The 18832-nt window shown below is 48.9% G+C and carries 16 protein-coding genes and 1 tRNA gene; 10 read left to right on the top strand and 7 right to left on the bottom strand.

Going from position 1 to position 18832, the window contains the following annotated elements:
* Nucleotides 1-395: 395 nt before the first annotated feature.
* Nucleotides 396-482, bottom strand: a tRNA-Leu gene (locus C504_RS0103930).
* 323 nt (nucleotides 483-805) lie between these two features.
* On the opposite strand from C504_RS0103930, the gene thrS reads away from it, so the two are divergent.
* Entirely contained in the window at nucleotides 806-2785 is a 1980-nt protein-coding gene (gene thrS, locus C504_RS0103925) for a threonine--tRNA ligase (protein WP_018688002.1), read from the top strand.
* An 88-nt stretch (nucleotides 2786-2873) separates the two neighbouring features.
* Nucleotides 2874-3716 carry a lysophospholipid acyltransferase family protein gene (locus C504_RS0103920; RefSeq protein WP_018688001.1) on the top strand — a complete coding sequence of 281 codons (843 nt, stop codon included), beginning with the start codon at nucleotides 2874-2876 and terminating at the stop codon, nucleotides 3714-3716.
* On the opposite strand, the gene C504_RS0103915 is transcribed toward C504_RS0103920, so the two are convergent.
* Entirely contained in the window at nucleotides 3706-4602 is an 897-nt protein-coding gene (locus C504_RS0103915; protein ID WP_018688000.1) for a hypothetical protein, read from the bottom strand. The two genes, C504_RS0103920 and C504_RS0103915, sit on opposite strands and share 11 nt — an antisense overlap.
* 158 nt (nucleotides 4603-4760) lie before the next feature.
* On the opposite strand from C504_RS0103915, the gene C504_RS0103910 reads away from it, so the two are divergent.
* The 3 genes from C504_RS0103910 to C504_RS0103900 all read left to right on the top strand — a co-directional run bounded on the left by C504_RS0103910 (nucleotide 4761) and on the right by C504_RS0103900 (nucleotide 7194).
* Nucleotides 4761-5354, top strand: coding sequence for a nitroreductase family protein (locus C504_RS0103910; protein ID WP_052323629.1), 594 nt, complete (start codon nucleotides 4761-4763; stop codon nucleotides 5352-5354).
* Nucleotides 5355-5363: 9 nt separating this feature from the next.
* On the top strand, nucleotides 5364-5966 hold the full coding sequence (locus C504_RS0103905) for a flavin reductase family protein (RefSeq protein ID WP_018687998.1): 603 nt from the start codon (nucleotides 5364-5366) through the stop codon (nucleotides 5964-5966).
* 82 nt (nucleotides 5967-6048) lie between these two features.
* Nucleotides 6049-7194, top strand: a complete 1146-nt coding sequence (locus C504_RS0103900) for a DUF2336 domain-containing protein (protein WP_018687997.1) — start codon at nucleotides 6049-6051, stop codon at nucleotides 7192-7194.
* A 14-nt stretch (nucleotides 7195-7208) separates the two neighbouring features.
* Here C504_RS0103900 and parE read toward each other — a convergent pair whose 3' ends face one another.
* Nucleotides 7209-9257, bottom strand: coding sequence for a DNA topoisomerase IV subunit B (parE, locus tag C504_RS0103895; protein WP_018687996.1), 2049 nt, complete (start codon nucleotides 9255-9257; stop codon nucleotides 7209-7211).
* A 169-nt stretch (nucleotides 9258-9426) separates the two neighbouring features.
* On the opposite strand from parE, the gene C504_RS0103890 reads away from it, so the two are divergent.
* Complete coding sequence (locus C504_RS0103890; protein ID WP_018687995.1) at nucleotides 9427-10215, top strand: ATP12 family chaperone protein; 789 nt, start codon at nucleotides 9427-9429, stop codon at nucleotides 10213-10215.
* 39 nt (nucleotides 10216-10254) lie between these two features.
* On the opposite strand, the gene radC is transcribed toward C504_RS0103890, so the two are convergent.
* The 4 genes from radC to C504_RS0103870 are packed head-to-tail and all read right to left on the bottom strand — an operon-like array spanning nucleotide 10255 to nucleotide 14496.
* Entirely contained in the window at nucleotides 10255-11046 is a 792-nt protein-coding gene (gene radC, locus C504_RS0103885; protein ID WP_018687994.1) for a RadC family protein, read from the bottom strand.
* Between the two features lie 30 nt (nucleotides 11047-11076).
* Nucleotides 11077-11904 carry a type I methionyl aminopeptidase gene (gene map, locus C504_RS0103880; RefSeq protein WP_018687993.1) on the bottom strand — a complete coding sequence of 276 codons (828 nt, stop codon included), beginning with the start codon at nucleotides 11902-11904 and terminating at the stop codon, nucleotides 11077-11079.
* A gap of 18 nt (nucleotides 11905-11922) precedes the next feature.
* Entirely contained in the window at nucleotides 11923-12648 is a 726-nt protein-coding gene (sfsA, locus tag C504_RS0103875) for a DNA/RNA nuclease SfsA (protein WP_018687992.1), read from the bottom strand.
* A 12-nt stretch (nucleotides 12649-12660) separates the two neighbouring features.
* Nucleotides 12661-14496 carry a PHA/PHB synthase family protein gene (locus tag C504_RS0103870; RefSeq protein WP_018687991.1) on the bottom strand — a complete coding sequence of 612 codons (1836 nt, stop codon included), beginning with the start codon at nucleotides 14494-14496 and terminating at the stop codon, nucleotides 12661-12663.
* 149 nt (nucleotides 14497-14645) lie between these two features.
* Here C504_RS0103870 and C504_RS0103865 point away from each other — a divergent pair, with 149 nt between their 5' ends.
* The 4 genes from C504_RS0103865 (at nucleotide 14646) to glpX (ending at nucleotide 18798) form a co-directional block, all read left to right on the top strand.
* Nucleotides 14646-15050 carry a hypothetical protein gene (locus tag C504_RS0103865; protein ID WP_018687990.1) on the top strand — a complete coding sequence of 135 codons (405 nt, stop codon included), beginning with the start codon at nucleotides 14646-14648 and terminating at the stop codon, nucleotides 15048-15050.
* A 48-nt stretch (nucleotides 15051-15098) separates the two neighbouring features.
* Nucleotides 15099-16316, top strand: coding sequence for an LL-diaminopimelate aminotransferase (locus C504_RS0103860; RefSeq protein ID WP_018687989.1), 1218 nt, complete (start codon nucleotides 15099-15101; stop codon nucleotides 16314-16316).
* Nucleotides 16317-16360: 44 nt separating this feature from the next.
* Entirely contained in the window at nucleotides 16361-17677 is a 1317-nt protein-coding gene (locus tag C504_RS0103855) for a homoserine dehydrogenase (protein WP_018687988.1), read from the top strand.
* Between the two features lie 134 nt (nucleotides 17678-17811).
* Nucleotides 17812-18798 carry a class II fructose-bisphosphatase gene (gene glpX / locus C504_RS0103850; protein WP_026317194.1) on the top strand — a complete coding sequence of 329 codons (987 nt, stop codon included), beginning with the start codon at nucleotides 17812-17814 and terminating at the stop codon, nucleotides 18796-18798.
* Nucleotides 18799-18832: the final 34 nt, after the last annotated feature.

Genomic DNA, 18832 nt, shown 5'->3' with positions numbered 1-18832 from the left:
ATTCTCTGTCCCCCTCATCCGTCTACTCGTTACCACTCGTATCCACCTTCTCCCGCAGGCGGGAGAAGGGAGGGGCACTCCATCCTGCCGTCATCCTCGGCCTCCGAGCAAAGACAAGCGTTGCGACGTCGCGGGATCCATTCCGTGATGCTGAAAGCAGAGAGGGGTATCATTTCTTCTCATCACTTGGCCTATGACCATCAAACAGGTTGTCGAGCCCTAAATTGTCGTTACCATTCAAGATGTTAGGTGATCTTAATATCTCTGAAAAAAAGAGTGATGTGGTTGAGCAGGTAAATTCAAAACCGTCGCTCTCGCCATTAGCTCCGCAATTGGCTGCCGCTTCTGCTGGCTCGTGTGGAGAGTTCCAGCATTTCGCTCTCGCGAATTGCTGTTGGTGCGGTCGAGAAGACTCGAACTTCCACGGGGGTTAGCCCACAGCGACCTCAACGCTGCGCGTCTACCAATTCCGCCACGACCGCACTTTTTGCCAGTAAATTTACTGAACTTGGTAGAACCGATAAAGCATCGGTTGAGCGCGAATAGCAAAGCCTGAATGAGTGCACAAGGGAGCAAATTCTATTTTTTTGCGAAAGTAGCACTTTTCTCAATTTTCTAAGGGTTTACTCGTTTGCCACAACCGAATAAACGACGGGCATTAGATCGTGTCAGCGCTTCATTGAATCACTGACACGATCTAATCTTTTATTTTATAGCAAGTCTTATCGGAAAACCGGTTCCCACTTTTCCGGACTTGTTCTAATCAACCACCCGCATTGTAGGCGGGACTGGACAGGAGAAGAAAATGTCTAATTTAATTTCCCTCACATTTCCCGATGGCTCAATCCGCGAATATCCTGCGGGCACAACTGGCCGCGATGTTGCTGAGGGCATATCCAAATCATTATCCAAAAAATCTGTCGCCATCGCGATTGACGGTGTTTTGCGCGATCTGTCCGATGAGATTGAGACAGGCTCGGTTGAGATTATCACCCGCAGCGATGAACGCGCGTTGGAACTTATCCGCCATGACGCAGCGCATGTTATGGCTGAAGCTGTGCAGGAGCTGTTTCCGGGCACACAAGTCACCATCGGCCCTGTGATCGATAATGGTTTCTTTTATGATTTTAAACGCGACAAACCTTTTACAGAAGAAGAATTGCCGCTGATTGAAAAGAAAATGCGCGAGATTATTCAGCGCAATGAGCCTTTTACAAAAGAAATTTGGACACGCGAAAAAGCCAAGCAGGTTTTTGCCGATAAGGGCGAAGATTATAAAATTGAGCTTATTGACGCTATTCCGGGCGATGAAGACCTGAAAATTTATTATCAGGGCGATTGGTTCGATCTTTGTCGTGGACCGCATATGGCCTCCACTGGCCAAATTGGTACAGCTTTCAAATTGATGAAGGTGGCTGGCGCTTATTGGCGCGGCGATTCTGACAATGAAATGCTAACCCGTATTTACGGCACAGCATGGGCTGAGCAAAAAGAGCTCGATCAATATCTTCACATGCTTGAAGAAGCTGAAAAGCGTGACCACCGCCGCCTTGGCCGCGAGATGGATTTATTCCATTTCCAAGAAGAGGGGCCTGGAACTGTTTTCTGGCACGGCAAGGGCTGGCGTATTTTCCAAGAGCTTGTTTCCTATATGCGCCGCCGTTTGGCCGGAACCTATGAAGAGGTGAATGCACCGCAGGTTCTTGTTTCTGATCTTTGGGAAACATCAGGCCACTGGGAGTGGTACAAAGAGAATATGTTTGGTGTGAAATCCGCTGATCCAGACGCTGAAGACCAGCGTACATTTGCGCTCAAACCGATGAACTGCCCGGGCCATGTGCAGATTTTCAAGCATGGTCTGAAATCGTATCGCGATTTGCCCATTCGTATGGCGGAATTTGGCGTTGTGCATCGCTATGAGCCATCGGGTGCTTTGCATGGTTTGATGCGTGTGCGCGGCTTTACGCAAGATGATGCGCATGTGTTCTGTACCGAAGCGCAACTTGCTGACGAATGTATGCGAATCAATGATCTGATTTTGTCGGTTTATGAAGATTTCGGATTTGAAGAAATTACCGTTCTTCTTTCAACGCGCCCTGAAAAACGTGTGGGTTCTGATGCCAATTGGGATCATGCCGAAGAAGTCATGACCAATGTGCTGAAGGAAATTGAGGCCAAATCTGGCGGCCGCATTAAAACCGGAATTAATCCGGGTGAGGGCGCGTTCTATGGGCCTAAATTTGAATATACGCTGAAAGATGCGATCGGACGCACATGGCAGTGTGGCACAACGCAGGTTGATTTTAACTTGCCTGAGCGGTTCGGGGCTTTCTACATCGACAGCGATTCAGAAAAGAAGCAGCCGGTCATGGTACACCGCGCGATTTGTGGCTCCATGGAGCGTTTCCTCGGGATTATCTTGGAGAACTATGCGGGGCATTTCCCGCTTTGGCTTGCGCCAACACAAATTGTTGTTGCAACGATTACATCTGAAGCCGACCCTTATGCTGAAGATGTTGCCGAGCAGCTACGCGATGCTGGACTTCAGGTGATAACAGATTTCCGCAATGAGAAGATCAACTACAAGGTGCGTGAGCATTCAGTTGCCAAAGTGCCTGTGATCATCGTTATCGGACAGCGTGAAGCGGATCAGAAAATGGTCAATATTCGCCGGCTTGGATCGCGTGATCAAACACCGATGCAGCTTGATGAAGCGATTGCATCTTTGGTGGAAGAGGCAACACCGCCAGATGTTATGCGCAAGCGCTTGGCGAAAAAGTCATAATCTAACTGTCATATTTCGCAGTTAAGATAGACGTGCTATTTATTGCGGGCCGCATTGTCGGCCCGTAATTTCTATGGGGCATATTCACATGAAAAACACGCAGTTTGCTGAATTGTCTTATGCGCGGGCAACGGACCCAGTGCTGAAAAGATGGTTTATACGGGCCATTGAAAATGCTTCAGGGCGCGAACGACTTGCTGCGCTCTACAGCTATTGGCGTGATGAGATTTTCGGCAAAGATGACCGTGTCTTCAATGCGATGCTGTCCTTAATCGATGTGGACTTTGTGCCGGAAGGGCAATGGCCGCCCAAGGATTTGCCCGATACGCCGCTCGTGATGATTGCCAACCATCCTTATGGTATTGGCGATGGTATTGCCTTTTTGGCTCTGGCTGAGCAGCTTGGTCGTCCGTTCCGTATTGTTATCAATAATGATTTGATGAAGGTGCCGGAAATCCAGCCCTATTCGCTGCCTATTTCATTTGAAGAAACCAAAGAGGCTGTGGCGCTCAATTTGCAAACACGCAAAGAAGCTGTGCGCCTGTTAAAAGAAGGCGTCACCATTATCATTTTCCCATCGGGCGGTGTTGCAACAGCGCCAAAGGGGATTGGCCGTGCTGTTGATCTGCCGTGGAAAATGTTCACCTCACGGTTGGTGCAAAGCGCGAAAGCGTCGGTTATTCCGGTTTATTTCTCAGGTCAAAATGGGCGCTTTTTTCATATCGCCAGTCAGTTCTCGATGACTTTGCGCACGTCACTGTTAGTGCGTGAGTTTTCCAAACGCTGCGGAAAACCAATCTCTGCTGTCATTGGAGAGACCATGGTCTGGTCAAGCCTGGAAAAATTGGACGATCGAAAAGCGCTGCTTACGCATCTTTATGATGCGGTGTTTTCTCTAGACCCTGAAAAGAAAATCAAAGTTAGTTCTTAATGCGGTTTTCTTCGGTTGCTTCAACACGGATCGTTTGATCGCGGCCAGAGCGAACTTCAATGTTCTTCTGGTAGATATTGTCTTTGTTTTGAGCAACGATTGTATATTCACCAGCAAGCAATATCATGGTGGAGATGGCATTCACGTCTTCGCGAATAACATCGCCGGATGGTGCGACAACAGACCATGCAGTGTCAGCGAGTGGGAAGCCGTTTTTTCCGCGCACAAGGTTGAGCGTTACTTGCGCTGCACGGTGCTCAAGCGAGGCCTCTGTGGTGCGTCCAGCTTCAACCCGTAAATCGGCCCGTGTTACGGCGTTGATTGTGCCGTATTTGGACACGACGTGATATGTGCCAGCATTGAGCCGAATGACTTTTCCTGCCGGTACGTCTGGCAGTATCAATTGATCGTCATCAGTATTGCCGTTGCGGCTGAAAATATCAAAAGTCAGCTTGTTGCGGCGTACCTGACTGCCATCGGGTAGGGCTGCTTCTAATTTGAGGCCGCCTGCATTGAGGACCAATGATTCGCGTCGTGTTTCTTTGGTGAGTGTGACGCGCGATGTTGCGCCGGCGCGGCCAAAAGCTGCGTGAACGAGATAGTTACCCGGTTCAAGTTGAATACGCGCGCCGCCACCTTTTGCAACAGCAATGAGGGGGAGCTTGCCATCTGGGCCAACTTCAGCATCAAAAACGCGCCATACCATGCCATCGGCAAGAGGAGCGCCATCATCGGTTAAGCGTGCTTCCAGAAATAGAACGCCGCTATCGATGCCTTCAAGGGGGACTTTGCGATCCGCAGGTGCATATTTGGAAATGCCGGGCAGGGACAGGTCGCCTAGTGATTCATCTTGAGCATAGGCAGCGCTGGCTAAAGCGAGGCTCATAAATACAGCTGAAAATGATCTGCTCAGGAGTTTCACTATACGCAACTTCACTTTGCTTGTTGAATTCTATGTACTTATCGACCCTATTGCGGTGGCAATTTCAAGGCAAATCGCGCTAAAGGATGGGAAATTATTTGTTTGAAGCAAGGAAGCTGGGCATGTTCGAAAATAAAGAGGCGCTAGAGTTTCTCAAAATCAGGAAATCTGTTCCTTTGACCCAGCTAACCACGCCTGGTCCTGATGAAAAGAAATTGGCCGAATTGTTGGAAATTGCTGCGCGTGTTCCCGATCACGGACGTATGGAGCCTTGGCGTTTTATTCTCTATCGCGGTTCAGCAGTTTTAGAGGCTGGGGAAGCTTTGGCGGCAATCGCATTGAAAAAGAATAGTTCAATGAGCGATGAGGAACTTCAGCGCGAGCGCAACCGCATCAACCGTGCACCGATTGCTATTGGCGTTGTTTCCAATGTTGTTGACGATAGCAATATTCCTGAATGGGAACAGTTTTTATCTGCGGGCGCAGCTGCGATGAACCTTGTGACGGCTGCAACGGCGATGGGCTTTGGTGCAAACTGGGTCACGGGTTGGTACAGCGATAGTGCAGAAGGGCGGCGCATTTTAGGCTTGGCGCCGCACGAAAAAATGGCTGGTATTGTCCATATTGGCAGTTATGACCGCGCTATTCCCGATCGTCCGCGACCTGACGTCAAAGCGCTGACATCTGAATATACCGGCCCATATCAAGCGTCTTAGGATATAAATATGTTTTACCGCCTCGAAGATGGCCACGGGCTGCCGCATGACCCTTTTAAAGCAATTGTTGCGCCCAGACCTATTGGCTGGATATCTTCGGTTGCGCATGATGGTTCGGTGAACCTTGCGCCTTATTCTTTTTTCAATGCTGTGAGCGGGAAACCGCCCATCGTCATGTTTTCATCGGAGCTTCGCAAAGACACGCTGGAAAATGTTGAAGAAACCCGCGAATTTGCGTGTAACTTTGTTGGAGAACCGCTTCTCAAAGAAATGAGTGCGAGCTCTGCTTCTTTGCCGCGCGGTGACAATGAGTTTGACTTTGCACATATCGAGCAGGCTGCATGTCATGAAATTAAAGCGCCGCGCGTAAAGGCAGCTTATGCATGTCTTGAATGCAAGGTGATTAAAATCCTGAACTTAAAAGATATCAATGACGAGCCAACTAACGCTTGGACCGTGTTTGGTCAGGTTGTGGGTGTGCATATCGCTGAAGAGGTCATGACTGATGGGCGGTTTGATCTTGAAAAAGCAAAACCTGCGGCGCGGCTGGGCTATAAGGATTATGCCGTTGTCAGAGATATATTCGAGTTGAAACGACCAGACCAAGCGTAAAAGCACATCTTAATAGATATGGTAAACCAAACATAAACTATTGAGGGATACGGTCAGGCTCTACCGAGTATGGAGTCGCGTTTTGATTATTCAACATTTTCTTCAGTGGAAAGATTCGGCCAGTGTATTGCGTCGCCAATCAGCAGCCGCAGCACTCGGTAGAGCTTATTTACAATCCGATATGAGTTTCGAGAATCGTTGTGCGGCCGAGGCGGCCATAACGATATTGCTTGAAGATCCATCGGAGAAGGTGCGCTATGCGCTTGCTGATGCTCTGTGCACCAGCTCAAATGCACCAATGCAGGTTATTCGTGCGTTTGTTGACGATCAATTTGATATTGCGAGCCTGGTTATTGCGCGCTCACCTATTCTACTAGACCGAGATTTGGTTGCGCGGGTTCGCACGGCAGAAGATCGCTTGCAGGTTGTGATTGCCAATCGGCCGCATGTTTCCAATATTTTGGCAAAAGCGATTGCAAATCTTGGCAGTGCGGATGCATGCGTTGCATTGCTTAATAATTTCAATGCTGATGTGTGTGCCGAATGCCGCAAGCAAATTGCTCAGCGCCATTGTTCGGTCGCCAATGTGCGCGGCGCGTTGCTCAAACAAAAACATTTAGAATCAGAAATTCGCCTCATGATCATGAAAGCTGCCGCTGATGCGATGGCGCAATCAGGTTTATTTGGTGCGCGCAGGCAAACTGGGATTTCCAATCATATTGTTCATGAGGCCCAGCAACGCGCATTGGTTCATATGGTGAGCAATAGCCGCGATGAAAATGCCGATACTCTTATCGAAAACCTTCGTCAGAATGGCGATCTGACAACACAATTGCTGATAAGAACAGCGTGCTATGGCAAGATGGATTTTGTTGCGCGTGTTCTGTCATCTTTGTCTGGAGAAACGCCAAGTCGCGTGACGTCGATTTTGGTTAAAGAGCGCACAAACCAACTGCGTGCATTGCTTGCAGGTGCTGGATTTTCAGAAACCGTACAGCCTGTGTTTGAATATGCGATTTCGCTTTGGCGCGATGTGGCGCAAGGAAAGCTTGCTGCTGGCGCGCAGGAAATTACACGCGAAATCATGGAGCGCTTCGAAGAGGAGGCTTCTGGGTCTACTCACATGGCGGCCAATGACGACATCATGTCATTGCTTCGTTCAATCTATCTGGATGCGATGCGTGACAATGCGCGCAAACATGCCGTCGCTTTAACGAAAGCCGCTTAAGCAAACACTTGAGGTTAAATATCCAAGTTTTTCGCGTATTCAGCGTGTTCTTGGATAAAGCGGAAGCGGGCCTCTGGCTTTGTTCCCATCAGATCGTCGATTGACTGTTTTGTGGCTTCTGCATTGCCTTCAAAAATATCAACGCGCAAAAGCGTGCGTACTTTCGGGTCCATTGTTGTCTCTTTAAGCTGCTTGGCGAGCATTTCGCCAAGTCCTTTAAAGCGGCTCACTTCGACCTTTTTGCCTTTAAATTCTGTTTCCATCAATTCTGCGCGGTGTGCTTCATCACGCGCATAAAACGATTTTCCTCCATTGCTTAGCTTAAAGAGCGGCGGAACAGCCATGAACAAATGTCCGTTGCGGATAAGCTCTGGCATCTCCTGATAGAAGAATGTGATGAGCAGGGAGGCAATATGTGCACCATCGACGTCGGCATCGGTCATAATGACGATGCGTTCGTAGCGCAGGTCTTCTTCGCGGTACTTTGAGCCTGTGCCGCAACCCAGCGCCTGAATAATGTCGGCGATTTGCTGGTTTGCTGTAAATTTCTCACGGCCAGCCGAGGCGACGTTGAGGATTTTACCGCGCAGTGGCAAGATTGCCTGATTGGAGCGATTGCGTGCCTGTTTGGCCGAGCCACCCGCTGAGTCACCCTCAACGATGAAGAGTTCTGCGCCTGCTGCTGAATTTTGTGAGCAGTCGGCCAATTTTCCAGGAAGACGTAATTTGCGCACGGCGCTCTTGCGGTTGACTTCTTTTTCCTGACGCCGTTTCAAGCGCTCGTCAGCACGGTCAAGAACCCATTCGAGCAGGCGTGTTGCCTCTTGCGGCGACGCGGTTAGCCAATGGTCGAAAGGATCGCGGATCGCATTTTCAACGATCTTTTGCGCCTCTACAGTGGCAAGCCTATCTTTCGTTTGGCCAACAAATTCCGGTTCGCGCACAAAAACAGACAGCATTGTTGCGCAGGACATCATCACATCTTCGGTGGTGATGATGGATGCGCGCTTAACGCCAGACAATTCGCCATAGGCTTTTAAGCCGCGCGCAATGGTTTGGCGCAGGCCAGCCTCGTGTGTGCCGCCCTCTGGCGTTGGAATGGTGTTACAATAGGAATGTACGAAGCCGTCATCTGTGTGCCATGTAACGGCCCATTCAACGGAGCCATGGCCGCCGCTTTTTTCTGTTTTTCCAGCGAAAATAGTCGGTGTAATGCGCTGCTCGCCCGCAAGCGTGGCTTCGAGATAATCTTTCAGTCCACCTGGAAAATGAAATACTGCTTTTGTAGGTGTTTTTTCGCGGTCTTTTTCTGCAACGAGACTTTCATCGCATTCCCAGCGGATTTCAACGCCGCCAAAAAGATAGGCTTTTGAACGTGCCATTTTGCAAAGGCGGGCAGGCGAAAACCTTATCTTGTCACCGAAGATTTCCGGATCGGGATGAAAGCGCACTTTGGTGCCGCGGCGGTTGTTAACGGGCCCGAGTTGTTCAAGGCCGCCTTGCGGAATGCCCTTCGAGAATGTTTGACGATAAAGCTGCTTGTTGCGTGCAACTTCAACAATCATGTCATCTGACAGTGCATTCACAACCGACACGCCAACGCCGTGCAAACCGCCAGATGTTTCATAGGCTTTGCCGTCGAACTTACCGCCAGCGTGTAAAATGGTCATGACGACTTCAAGCGTCGATTTGTTCTTGAATTTAGGATGGTTATCAACCGGAATGCCGCGGCCATTATCTGTTATGGTTAGATAACCATCTGCGCCCAGATGAACGTCGATAAAGGTGGCGTGACCGGCAACCGCTTCATCCATCGAGTTGTCGATGATTTCGGCAAATAAATGGTGTAGCGCCTTTTCATCCGTGCCGCCGATATACATGCCGGGGCGGCGGCGAACAGGTTCCAGACCTTCCAAAACTTCAATAGAATCGGCGCCATAGTCCTCAGACCCATCGTTTGATGGCGCGGCTAATGGTGTTTTTTGTGCCTTTGGCGCAGCCGGTTTTTCTTTCGGCGGCACGGGGGCTGTTTTTGGTGGTTCTGAGCCGAAGAGATCATCCATTGTGGAAGCATACCTATCACATGTCACGAATCGTTTGTTACTATGGCACGGCGCAGTGTAGTTTGCGAAACTGGATAGGCGTTTATCCATGAAAAAATCGACCAAAATGCTTGCAGAACCTTAGCTGAGGTGTTCTATCGCATTTCCAATTGAGATAAGGAATTTTGTCATGCGCGATATTTTGAGCGAGTTGAAAGATAGCTTCGAATTGCCGGCCCCCGATCCGATGGGATCAGCCCAGCGTTCTATGCGTCCTCATTTGCCAAAACGCTTCTATAAAGAGGTGGCTGTGGCAGAAGCAGAGGGCGGATATATCATCAATCTTGATGAGCGTGCGGTAAAGACTCCAAGCAAGAAAACGCTTGTCTTTAAAACGAAAGCGGCCGCTGAACATGTTGCGAAAGAGTTTTCATCGCAGCGCGATGTGCTTGATCCAAAGCTAATGCCTTGTTTTCGTTTATCGAACACAGCTGCGGATGGCGTATCGCAGGATATGCAGGCCGTGAAAGAAGATATTTTGCGGTTTTGCGGAACGGATTTGCTTTGCTACCGTGCGGATACACCTGAAGAACTTGTTAAGCGCCAACGGGCCGTTTGGGATGGACCGCTTGATTGGGCTGAAAATCTGCTGTCGGCGCAGTTTACACTGGTAGAAGGCGTGATTCATGTCGCGCAGCCACGCGAGACAATCGCAGCTTATGGCGCGCAACTAAACGTAATTGATGATCCGCTAACACTCTCAGCATTTCATTCCATGATGACGCTTACGGGCTCAGCTATTTTGGCTCTGGCAATTTATAAGGGGCATATGACAGCTGCTGAGGCTTGGACTGCATCATATGTTGATGATGATTATACAATCGATCAGTGGGGCGAAGACGATGAAGCAAAAGATCGCCGCGCTTATCGCTGGGCTGAAATGGATGCGGCTGACCGTATGATGAAAGCACTGCAGTAATCTGATTGGTTTTATTTCTGCCAGCTTTCAACAAGAGTTTTAAATCAACTGCATGCCGCGCATGCTGGCATGGCCTGATTTGCCAATAATGATGTGATCATGAACCGTAATTCCGAGCGGTTTGATTGCTTCGATGATTTGCTTTGTCATTGTGATGTCAGCACGCGAAGGGGTTGGGTCGCCCGACGGATGGTTATGGACGAGGATGATCGCTGTGGCTGAAAGCTCAAGCGCACGTTTGAGTACTTCACGGGGATATACCGGCGTATGGTCTACGGTGCCCGTTTGCTGCACTTCATCGGCAATAAGGACATTCTTTTTGTCGAGGAATAAAATGCGAAATTGTTCTTTGTTTTCAAAAGCCATAGCGGCTGTGCAATAATCCAGAACCGCATTCCATGAGGAAAGCACTTCGCGGTTTTGAACAGTTGTTTTGATCATTGTGCGCGCGGCAGCAGCAACAATTTTAAGATCAAGCGCGGTTGCTTCTTTTACGCCTTTGACCTCCATCAACAAGGCCGGATCAGCGCCGAGAACTTCTCCAAATGAGCCGAACCGTGCAATCAGAGCTTTGGCTATCGGCTTAGTGTCGATGCGGGGCAATGAGCGAAACAACAACATTTCCAAAAGCTCATAATCTGCAAGGGCACGCTCACCGGCATTTGCAAATCGCTGGCGCAGACGATCTCTGTGGCCAGAATTGGGATTGGCTTTTGATGCTGATTTAGAGGTTTGAGCGACTGGGGCAGGAGTTATGGCGGGCTGCTGCGGGGTAGATTCAGCAAAAAATAGAGCCCGCTCGTCACCCTCTTCGTTGTTTTGCACTGTCATTGCCGCCCCACGCTCAAATCATGCAGTAACCTAAGATGATAATCCGGGCCGGTCGAGACCATTTGGCGACAAAGTGAAAATTTCGCACCCATCATCGGTCACACCAATTGTATGCTCATATTGCGCTGAAAGGCTTCGATCACGGGTTACCGCTGTCCAGCCATCGGCAAGGACTTTAACGTGAGGGCGACCAAGATTGATCATCGGCTCAATTGTAAAGATCATGCCTTTGCGCAGTTCTGGTCCTTCGCTCACGCGGCCATAATGCAAGACATTGGGTGCGTCATGGAACAATTGTCCGATGCCATGGCCGCAAAAATCGCGCACAACTGAGCAGCGCTCAGCTTCTGCAAATTCCTGAATTGCAGCGCCAATTGCGCCGAGTTTTACGCCGGGCTTTACTGCTGCGATACCGCGCATCAAGCTTTCATGGGTGACTTCCATCAACCGTTCTGCAGAACGCTTGATTTCGCCAACTGGATACATACGAGAAGAATCGCCGTGCCAACCGTCCAAAACATACGTCACATCAACATTGACAATATCGCCTTCACGCAAGGGTTTGTCGTTTGGAATGCCGTGGCACACAACATGGTTGATCGATGTGCAGCATGATTTGGTATAGCCGCGATAATTCAACGTCGCGGGAATGGCATTGTTGTCCATGCCATATTCATACAGCATTTGGTCGATTTCATTGGTGGTGGTGCCGTTTTTGACCATTGGCGCAACCAGATCGAGCGCTTGGGCTGTCAATAAACAGGCCTTGCGCATGGCCTCAAAGCCTTCTTCGCCATGAAGGCGTATTTGTCCGGTGTTTTTTAACGGTGCGGTTGCCGCATCAAGATAATTGACCATCTACATGTCGCTTTTCGTTTATTCTGCCTGATTTGGCGATAATGGCTCGTCAATCGGGATCAATTTTTCTGGCACAATAGCCTGTGGGCTGATTTGGCATCGAATGGCGTAAGCTTCAACCCCATTGCGCATGGCTGCGTCAAAAGCTTCACAATAGACCTTATCGAGATCGCGGCATAAATTGAACCGATCGCAATCTCCGCGCTGAATAAGATATATCATAATTGCGCGATGACCTTGAGCAACCATATCGGATAATTCGCCCAAATGCTTGGCCCCGCGCGATGTTATGCTATCGGGAAATTCTGCCAATCTGGCTTTTCGCATTAGGTGAACATTTTTAACTTCAACATAGGTGCGGCCTAATTGGGCATCTTCCAGCAAAATGTCGATGCGGGAATTTTGACCGTATTTTTGTTCTCGCTTGAGGTCAGTATAGTCACTTAAATTACTGATGAGACTGTTTTTAATGGCTTCTTCGGCAAGTTTGTTGGGTAGGCCAGTATTGATTCCGACGATAATTCCATCGGCCTCGACCAATTGAAGCGCGCGGGGATATTTACGCTTGCCGTCATTATTGACCGATAACCACACCTTGCTTCCGGGCGCCGTTAATCCCAGCATGGAGCCGGTATTGGGAACCGATGCCGTTATTTCTTGGCCGTCATCGAGGGCAATATCTGCCAAAAAACGCTTGTAACGTTTGATGAGTTTTCCAGATACGAGCGGCGGATCAAAATTCACGTCAAAGAGCCTTTATGAACGCACTTTGACATATGTTCCGGGCGCATCGCAAAGAGGCTTTAATTTGTTGCCGCCATGTTTTTTGCGGGCAGCAACTTCGGTGTCATCTTGCGTGCGAATCCAAGTGTTCCAGTGATCCCACCAAGAGCCTGCCGTTTCTTCTGCCTTGTCGACCCATTTGGCAAAATCACCTTCGACTTTGCCGCCAGTCCAAAATTGGTATTTCTTTTTGGCTGGTGGGTTGACCACACCAGCAATATGGCCGGAGCCGCCCATAACATAGGTGACATCGCCGCCGAAGAATTTAGAGCCTTCAAACACGGAAAGAGCAGGGGCGATATGATCCTCTTTGGCTGCAAGATTGTATATCGGTATGGTCACTTTGCTCAAATCAACCTGCTTGCCGCCAATGCGCATTGTGCCTTGAGAAAGTCGGTTTTCATAATAGCAATTTCGAAGGTAAAACAAATGGTTAGTGCAAGCCATTCGCGTTGCGTCTGAGTTCCAATAGAGCAAATCGAACGGTGTTGGGGCTTTGCCGCGCATGTAATTATTGACCATGTAAGGCCAGATCATATCGCCTGCGCGCAGCATATTAAAAGCGGTCGCCATCTTGGAGCCTTCAAGATAGCCCTTTTTGTGCATTTGCTCTTCTAGCTTACTGAGCTGTTCCTCGTCCACAAAGACCTTCAAATCACCTGCATGGGTGAAATCAACCTGAGTGGTGAAAAATGTCGAGGTTGCAATGCGCGTGTCGCCAATTTGAGCCATATAGCCAAGCGCAGTGGCCAAAAGTGTACCGCCGACGCAATAGCCGATCGCATTGACTTGCTTCTCGCCTGTCGCTTTTTCAATATTGTCGAGCGCGAAAAACAGACCTTCATGAATATAGTCTGTCCAATCCATGTTTTTGTGACGCTCGTCGGGATTAACCCAAGCCATAACAAAAACTGTATGGCCCTGATCGACGGCCCATTTGATGAAGGATTTTTCAGGATTGAGATCAAGAATATAGAATTTATTGATCCAAGGCGGACAAATCAAAAGCGGGCGCTTGAGAACTTTGTCTGTCGTTGGGGTGTATTGAATAAGTTCGATCAAATCACTGCGGGCAATAACTTTTCCCGGTGTCGTGGCAAGATTTTCTCCAACAACAAACTTTGATCCATCCACTTGGCGCAGTTTTAAATCGCCCTTGCCATCACGGATATCATCGGCCAGCATTTTCATGCCTTCGACAAGATTGGCGCCGTTGGTGGCGATTGTCTCTTTGAAAACTTCAGGATTGGAAATCATGAAATTCGATGGCGATAATGCGCCCGTAACCTGCTTTACGTAGAATTCGGCTTTATGTTTGGTGTGTGGGTCCAATTCAGAATCCGCAACCAAATCTTCTGCCCATTGGGAAGTCACTAAATAAGTTTGTTTGAGAAAGCTGAAGAAAGGCTGGTTTGACCAATCTTCATCTTTAAAACGCTTATCATGTGACGCGTCCACGGCTTCTGGAACCGTCGAATCATTCAAGCGCTGTATTGAATTAGACCAGACACCCATAAAGCCTGAAAACAGTTTCGTCTGTGCTTCGATGGCCCGTTGAGGATCGGAAAGCCAATATTCAGTTAGCTTGGAGAATGTGTTTGTTAATTCAGACGTTGAATCGGATGTTTCTTCAATACTGCCTTCCTCGCGGGGCTTGAGCCACTCAGAAGCTGCTTGGCCGGCAGCCTCAATCATTTTCGCAAGGTTTTTGCTGAATTCATCAGGATTTTTGACGACATAGGGTTCCAGCGCAAAGTGCTGTTTAGTGTCATCGGAAGTATTTTCTGACTTTTGCCCTTTTTCGGACATATATCACCCTTGATTGACCTTGGTTAATATCGGAAAGACGTTTAGCACCGTATTATTCCCTAATCATGACACAATTAAAGGGATGTCGTATAGGGTGATCGACGTTTTGATTGCACAGTTTTACTTTTTGACGAACGGACAGGCTCATTATGATCAATATTTATAGAAGTCCGTTTCTATTACTGCTTTTTTTGACTGCTGCTTGCACTGGTACGGGCAATATCAATAGTGCAGATGATTTGGGGCTGATAGCGCGCAATCAAAGCCGTGCGCCATTGCCGATCAATGACCCGCTTTATTCGTCATTGCCCACTGGACCGGTCAACACAGATACATATCCAAATTTTGGTGATCAGCCACAGGCGCGCATCGCGGCCAATTCTCGCTCTCAAAATGTAGCCCTCATGGCGCAGATGGAGGCCTTGGAAAATGCTCAGCGCAGCGGTACACTATCGCCAGCTGTATACCAGCAGCGCCTGCTGGCTCTTCGCAGGCTTGCCGCCCAGCACTCACCTGAAATGCTCGCGCGTATTGACGCGCGTACCTCGAATTGAATTTAATTTAGCGGACCCTCATTCTCGATAGAAAGACATCGATCGCACATGGAAGATTTTCATAAAACCCGCCGACTGCCACCTTATGTGTTCGAACAGGTCAATAAACTAAAAGCCAACGCGCGTAGCGAAGGCCGCGATATCATCGATTTAGGTATGGGAAATCCAGATTTGCCCACGCCGCAACTGATTGTCGATAAGCTTATCGAAACGGTACAAGACCCGCGCACGCACCGTTATTCCTCTTCAAAAGGTATTCCGGGGTTACGCCGCGCGCAGGCCAAATATTACCAGCGCCGCTTTGGTGTGACGCTCAATCCAGACACGCAGATCGTTGCAACGCTTGGTTCAAAAGAGGGCTTTGCGAATATGGCGCAAGCGATTACTGCGCCTGGCGATGTTATCCTTTGTCCTGATCCAAGTTACCCAATTCACGCTTTTGGGTTTATCATGTCGGGCGGCGTTATCCGCTCCATGCAGGTTGAGCCTGATGATGGTTTCATGCGGGCGTTAGAGCGTGCTGTGCGGCACTCCATTCCAAAGCCGCTTGCGATAATTTTAAGCTATCCGTCAAACCCGACGGCCAAGCTTGCTAGCCTTGATTTTTATAAGGAAGTTGTTGCTTTCGCTAAGAAGCACGACATCATTATTCTATCAGATTTGGCTTATTCTGAGATTTATTTCGATGATACACCGCCGCCTTCCGTTTTAGAGGTGCCAGGTGCAATGGATGTTACTGTTGAGTTTACCTCGATGTCTAAAACATATTCTATGCCCGGTTGGCGTATGGGGTTTGCGGTTGGCAATGAGCGATTAATCAGTGCGTTGACACGGGTGAAATCCTATCTCGATTATGGTGCTTTTACACCTATTCAGGTTGCCGCGACTGCTGCGCTGAACAGCGATGGCGCTGCTATTGAAGAAGTGCGGCAAACTTACAAAAAGCGCCGTGATGTGCTTGTTGATAGTTTTGGTAAAGCTGGCTTTGATGTGCCGCCGCCGCCTGCGACGATGTTTGCTTGGGTGCCAATACCTGAACAGTTCAAGCATCTTGGTTCGCTTGAATTTTCCAAATTGCTTATCGAGAAAGCCGATGTGGCTGTTGCGCCGGGTCTTGGCTTTGGCGAACATGGTGATGACCATGTGCGCATCGCGCTTGTGGAAAATGAGCATCGTATTCGTCAAGCTGCACGCAGTATAAAGCGTTTTATGGGGCTTGCCGAAAAGAATTTACATAATGTGGTTTCGCTGGAGGCGCGTCGCTGATAAAGCGGCTGTGAATTCTCCAAAAGAGCGTCAAAGGTCTGAAAATGAATAATAGTTTGCGCGTGGGCATCGCCGGTCTGGGTACAGTCGGTGCTTCACTGGTTCGGGTATTGAATGAAAAGTCCGAACTTCTCATCTCACAGTGCGGTCGGCCGATAACTGTTACGGGTGTTTCTGCGCGCGACAAAACGCGTGATCGCGGCATCGATATTTCAAATTTGCATTGGTTCGATAAGGCCGAAGATCTTGCAATATCTGACGATGTTGATGTTTATGTCGAACTCATCGGCGGTGATGAGGGGCCTGCGCGTGCAAGCGTTCTTGCAGCCCTTAATGCTGGAAAACAAGTTGTTACTGCCAACAAAGCGCTTTTGGCAAAACATGGTTTGGAACTGGCACGGGCTGCCGAAGCCAATGGTGTGGTTTTGAACTTTGAAGCGGCCGTTGCCGGCGGTATTCCGATTGTTAAAACAATGCGCGAATCCATTTCAGGCAATAATACCACCCGCCTTTACGGCATCATGAATGGTACGGCTAACTATATTCTGACGCGCATGGAGCGCGATGAAATCAGCTTTGAAGAGTGCTTGGCTGATGCGCAGCGCCTTGGTTATGCCGAAGCTGATCCAACCTTTGATATTGAAGGCAATGACACGGCCCATAAGCTCGCTATTTTGACTTCCATAGCTTTTGGCACTGAAGTTGCCGTGGATGAGATTTATTTGGAAGGTATTTCCAATATTTCACTGGGCGATATTCAAGCCGCGCGTGATCTTGGCTACCGTATCAAACTGCTTGGCGTTGCACATAAAACAGATACTGGCATTGAACAGCGGGTTCACCCGACTATGGTGCCGCTTACATCTGTTATTGCGCAGATTGACGGCGTAACCAACGCGGTTGCGGTTGAAGCTGATATTGTTGGCTCATTATTGATGTCCGGTCCAGGGGCTGGCGGTAATGCAACGGCTTCTGCTGTTATGGGCGATTTGGCAGATATTGCTAAATCACGTCCGGGGCATCAACAGGCGCCTGTTTTTGGCCGCGCTGTTGCAGATCTTAAGCCTTATCAGCGCGCAGAAATTGAATCCCATGCAGGCGGTTATTTCGTGCGGATGGTCGTACACGACAAATCTGGCGCTTTTGCTGCAATCGCAACCGATTTTGCTGAAAATGATATTTCGCTTGAATCAATTGTTCAGCGTGAGCCGGCTCATTCAAAGGCGAGTGATGCGAAAACTGTCATCATAATCACGCATGAGACAACCGAATCAGCCATTCGCAAAGCTATTAAGTCGATTACGGAAGAGGGATATCTTGTCTCGACGCCGCAAGTAATTCGCATTGAAAAAGCCGAATAAGCAAATAACTTAATTCTAAATCGATTGAGTTTAACCTTGTCTGCAAACGGTGCTTTCAAGTCATCCCAAGGTGTGCTTTTCCCTATTCTAGTTTGTTAAAGCAGCATTCGTGCTGCCAATAATTGGATATTGATATGAATGATCGTCGCTCAACAGATGCTGGTTTGACACGCGAACTTGCAATGGAATTGGCTCGTGTAACGGAGGCTGCTGCGGTTGCCGCTGCGCGTTTGCGCGGGCGAGGCGATGAAAAAGCTGCCGATCAGGTTGCTGTTGACGCGATGCGAGCTGAACTTAACCGCCTGCCAATCCGTGGCACAGTGGTGATTGGTGAGGGCGAGCGCGACGAAGCGCCGATGCTTTATATTGGTGAAGAAGTTGGCCTCGGTCATGGTCCTGAAGTTGATATTGCGCTTGATCCTCTTGAAGGCACAACGATTTGTGCGAAAAATATGCCGAATTCATTGGCTGTAATTTCGATGGCATCTAAAGGCACGCTCCTGTTTGCGCCTGATGTGTATATGGATAAATTGGCAATTGGCCCGGGCTATCCTGTCGGCATCGTCGATATTGATGCGGACCCAGCCGACAATATTAGAGCGCTTGCTAAAGCAAAGGGTGTGCCTGTTTCTGAAATAACAGCCTGTATCCTTGATCGCCCACGCCATGCCGATCTTCTCGCGGCTGTTCGCTCAACGGGCGCTGCGGTGCGTTTGATTGGCGATGGTGATGTGGCCGGTATTATTGATACGACAGATCCAGAAGTGACGGGCGTTGATATTTATATGGGCCGCGGCGGCGCACCAGAAGGTGTTCTTGCAGCATCAGCGCTGCGCTGTGTTGGTGGGCAAATGCAGGGACGCCTTATCCTTGATACGCCTGAAAAGATTGCGCGTGCAGCCAAAATGGGTGTGTCTGACCCAATGCGTGCTTATAAAATGGATGAGCTGGCATCTGGCGATGTTCTTTTTGCTGCCACCGGTGTTACCGATGGTAATATGCTCAAGGGCGTAAAATTTGCGAAAAATTACATTCAGACTGAAACAATTGTGATGCGTTCATCTTCGCGTACAGTGCGGGAAATTACAGCGCGTCACCAAGATATTGAAAAATTCAACTGATAGCGGTCAATCATTGCGCTTGACGTTCATCGAT

Source organism: Ahrensia kielensis DSM 5890 (genome assembly GCF_000374465.1).
GTDB lineage: Bacteria > Pseudomonadota > Alphaproteobacteria > Rhizobiales > Rhizobiaceae > Ahrensia > Ahrensia kielensis.
Note: the sequence above shows the minus strand (reverse complement) of the source record. Positions and strands in the feature narration are given on the sequence as shown.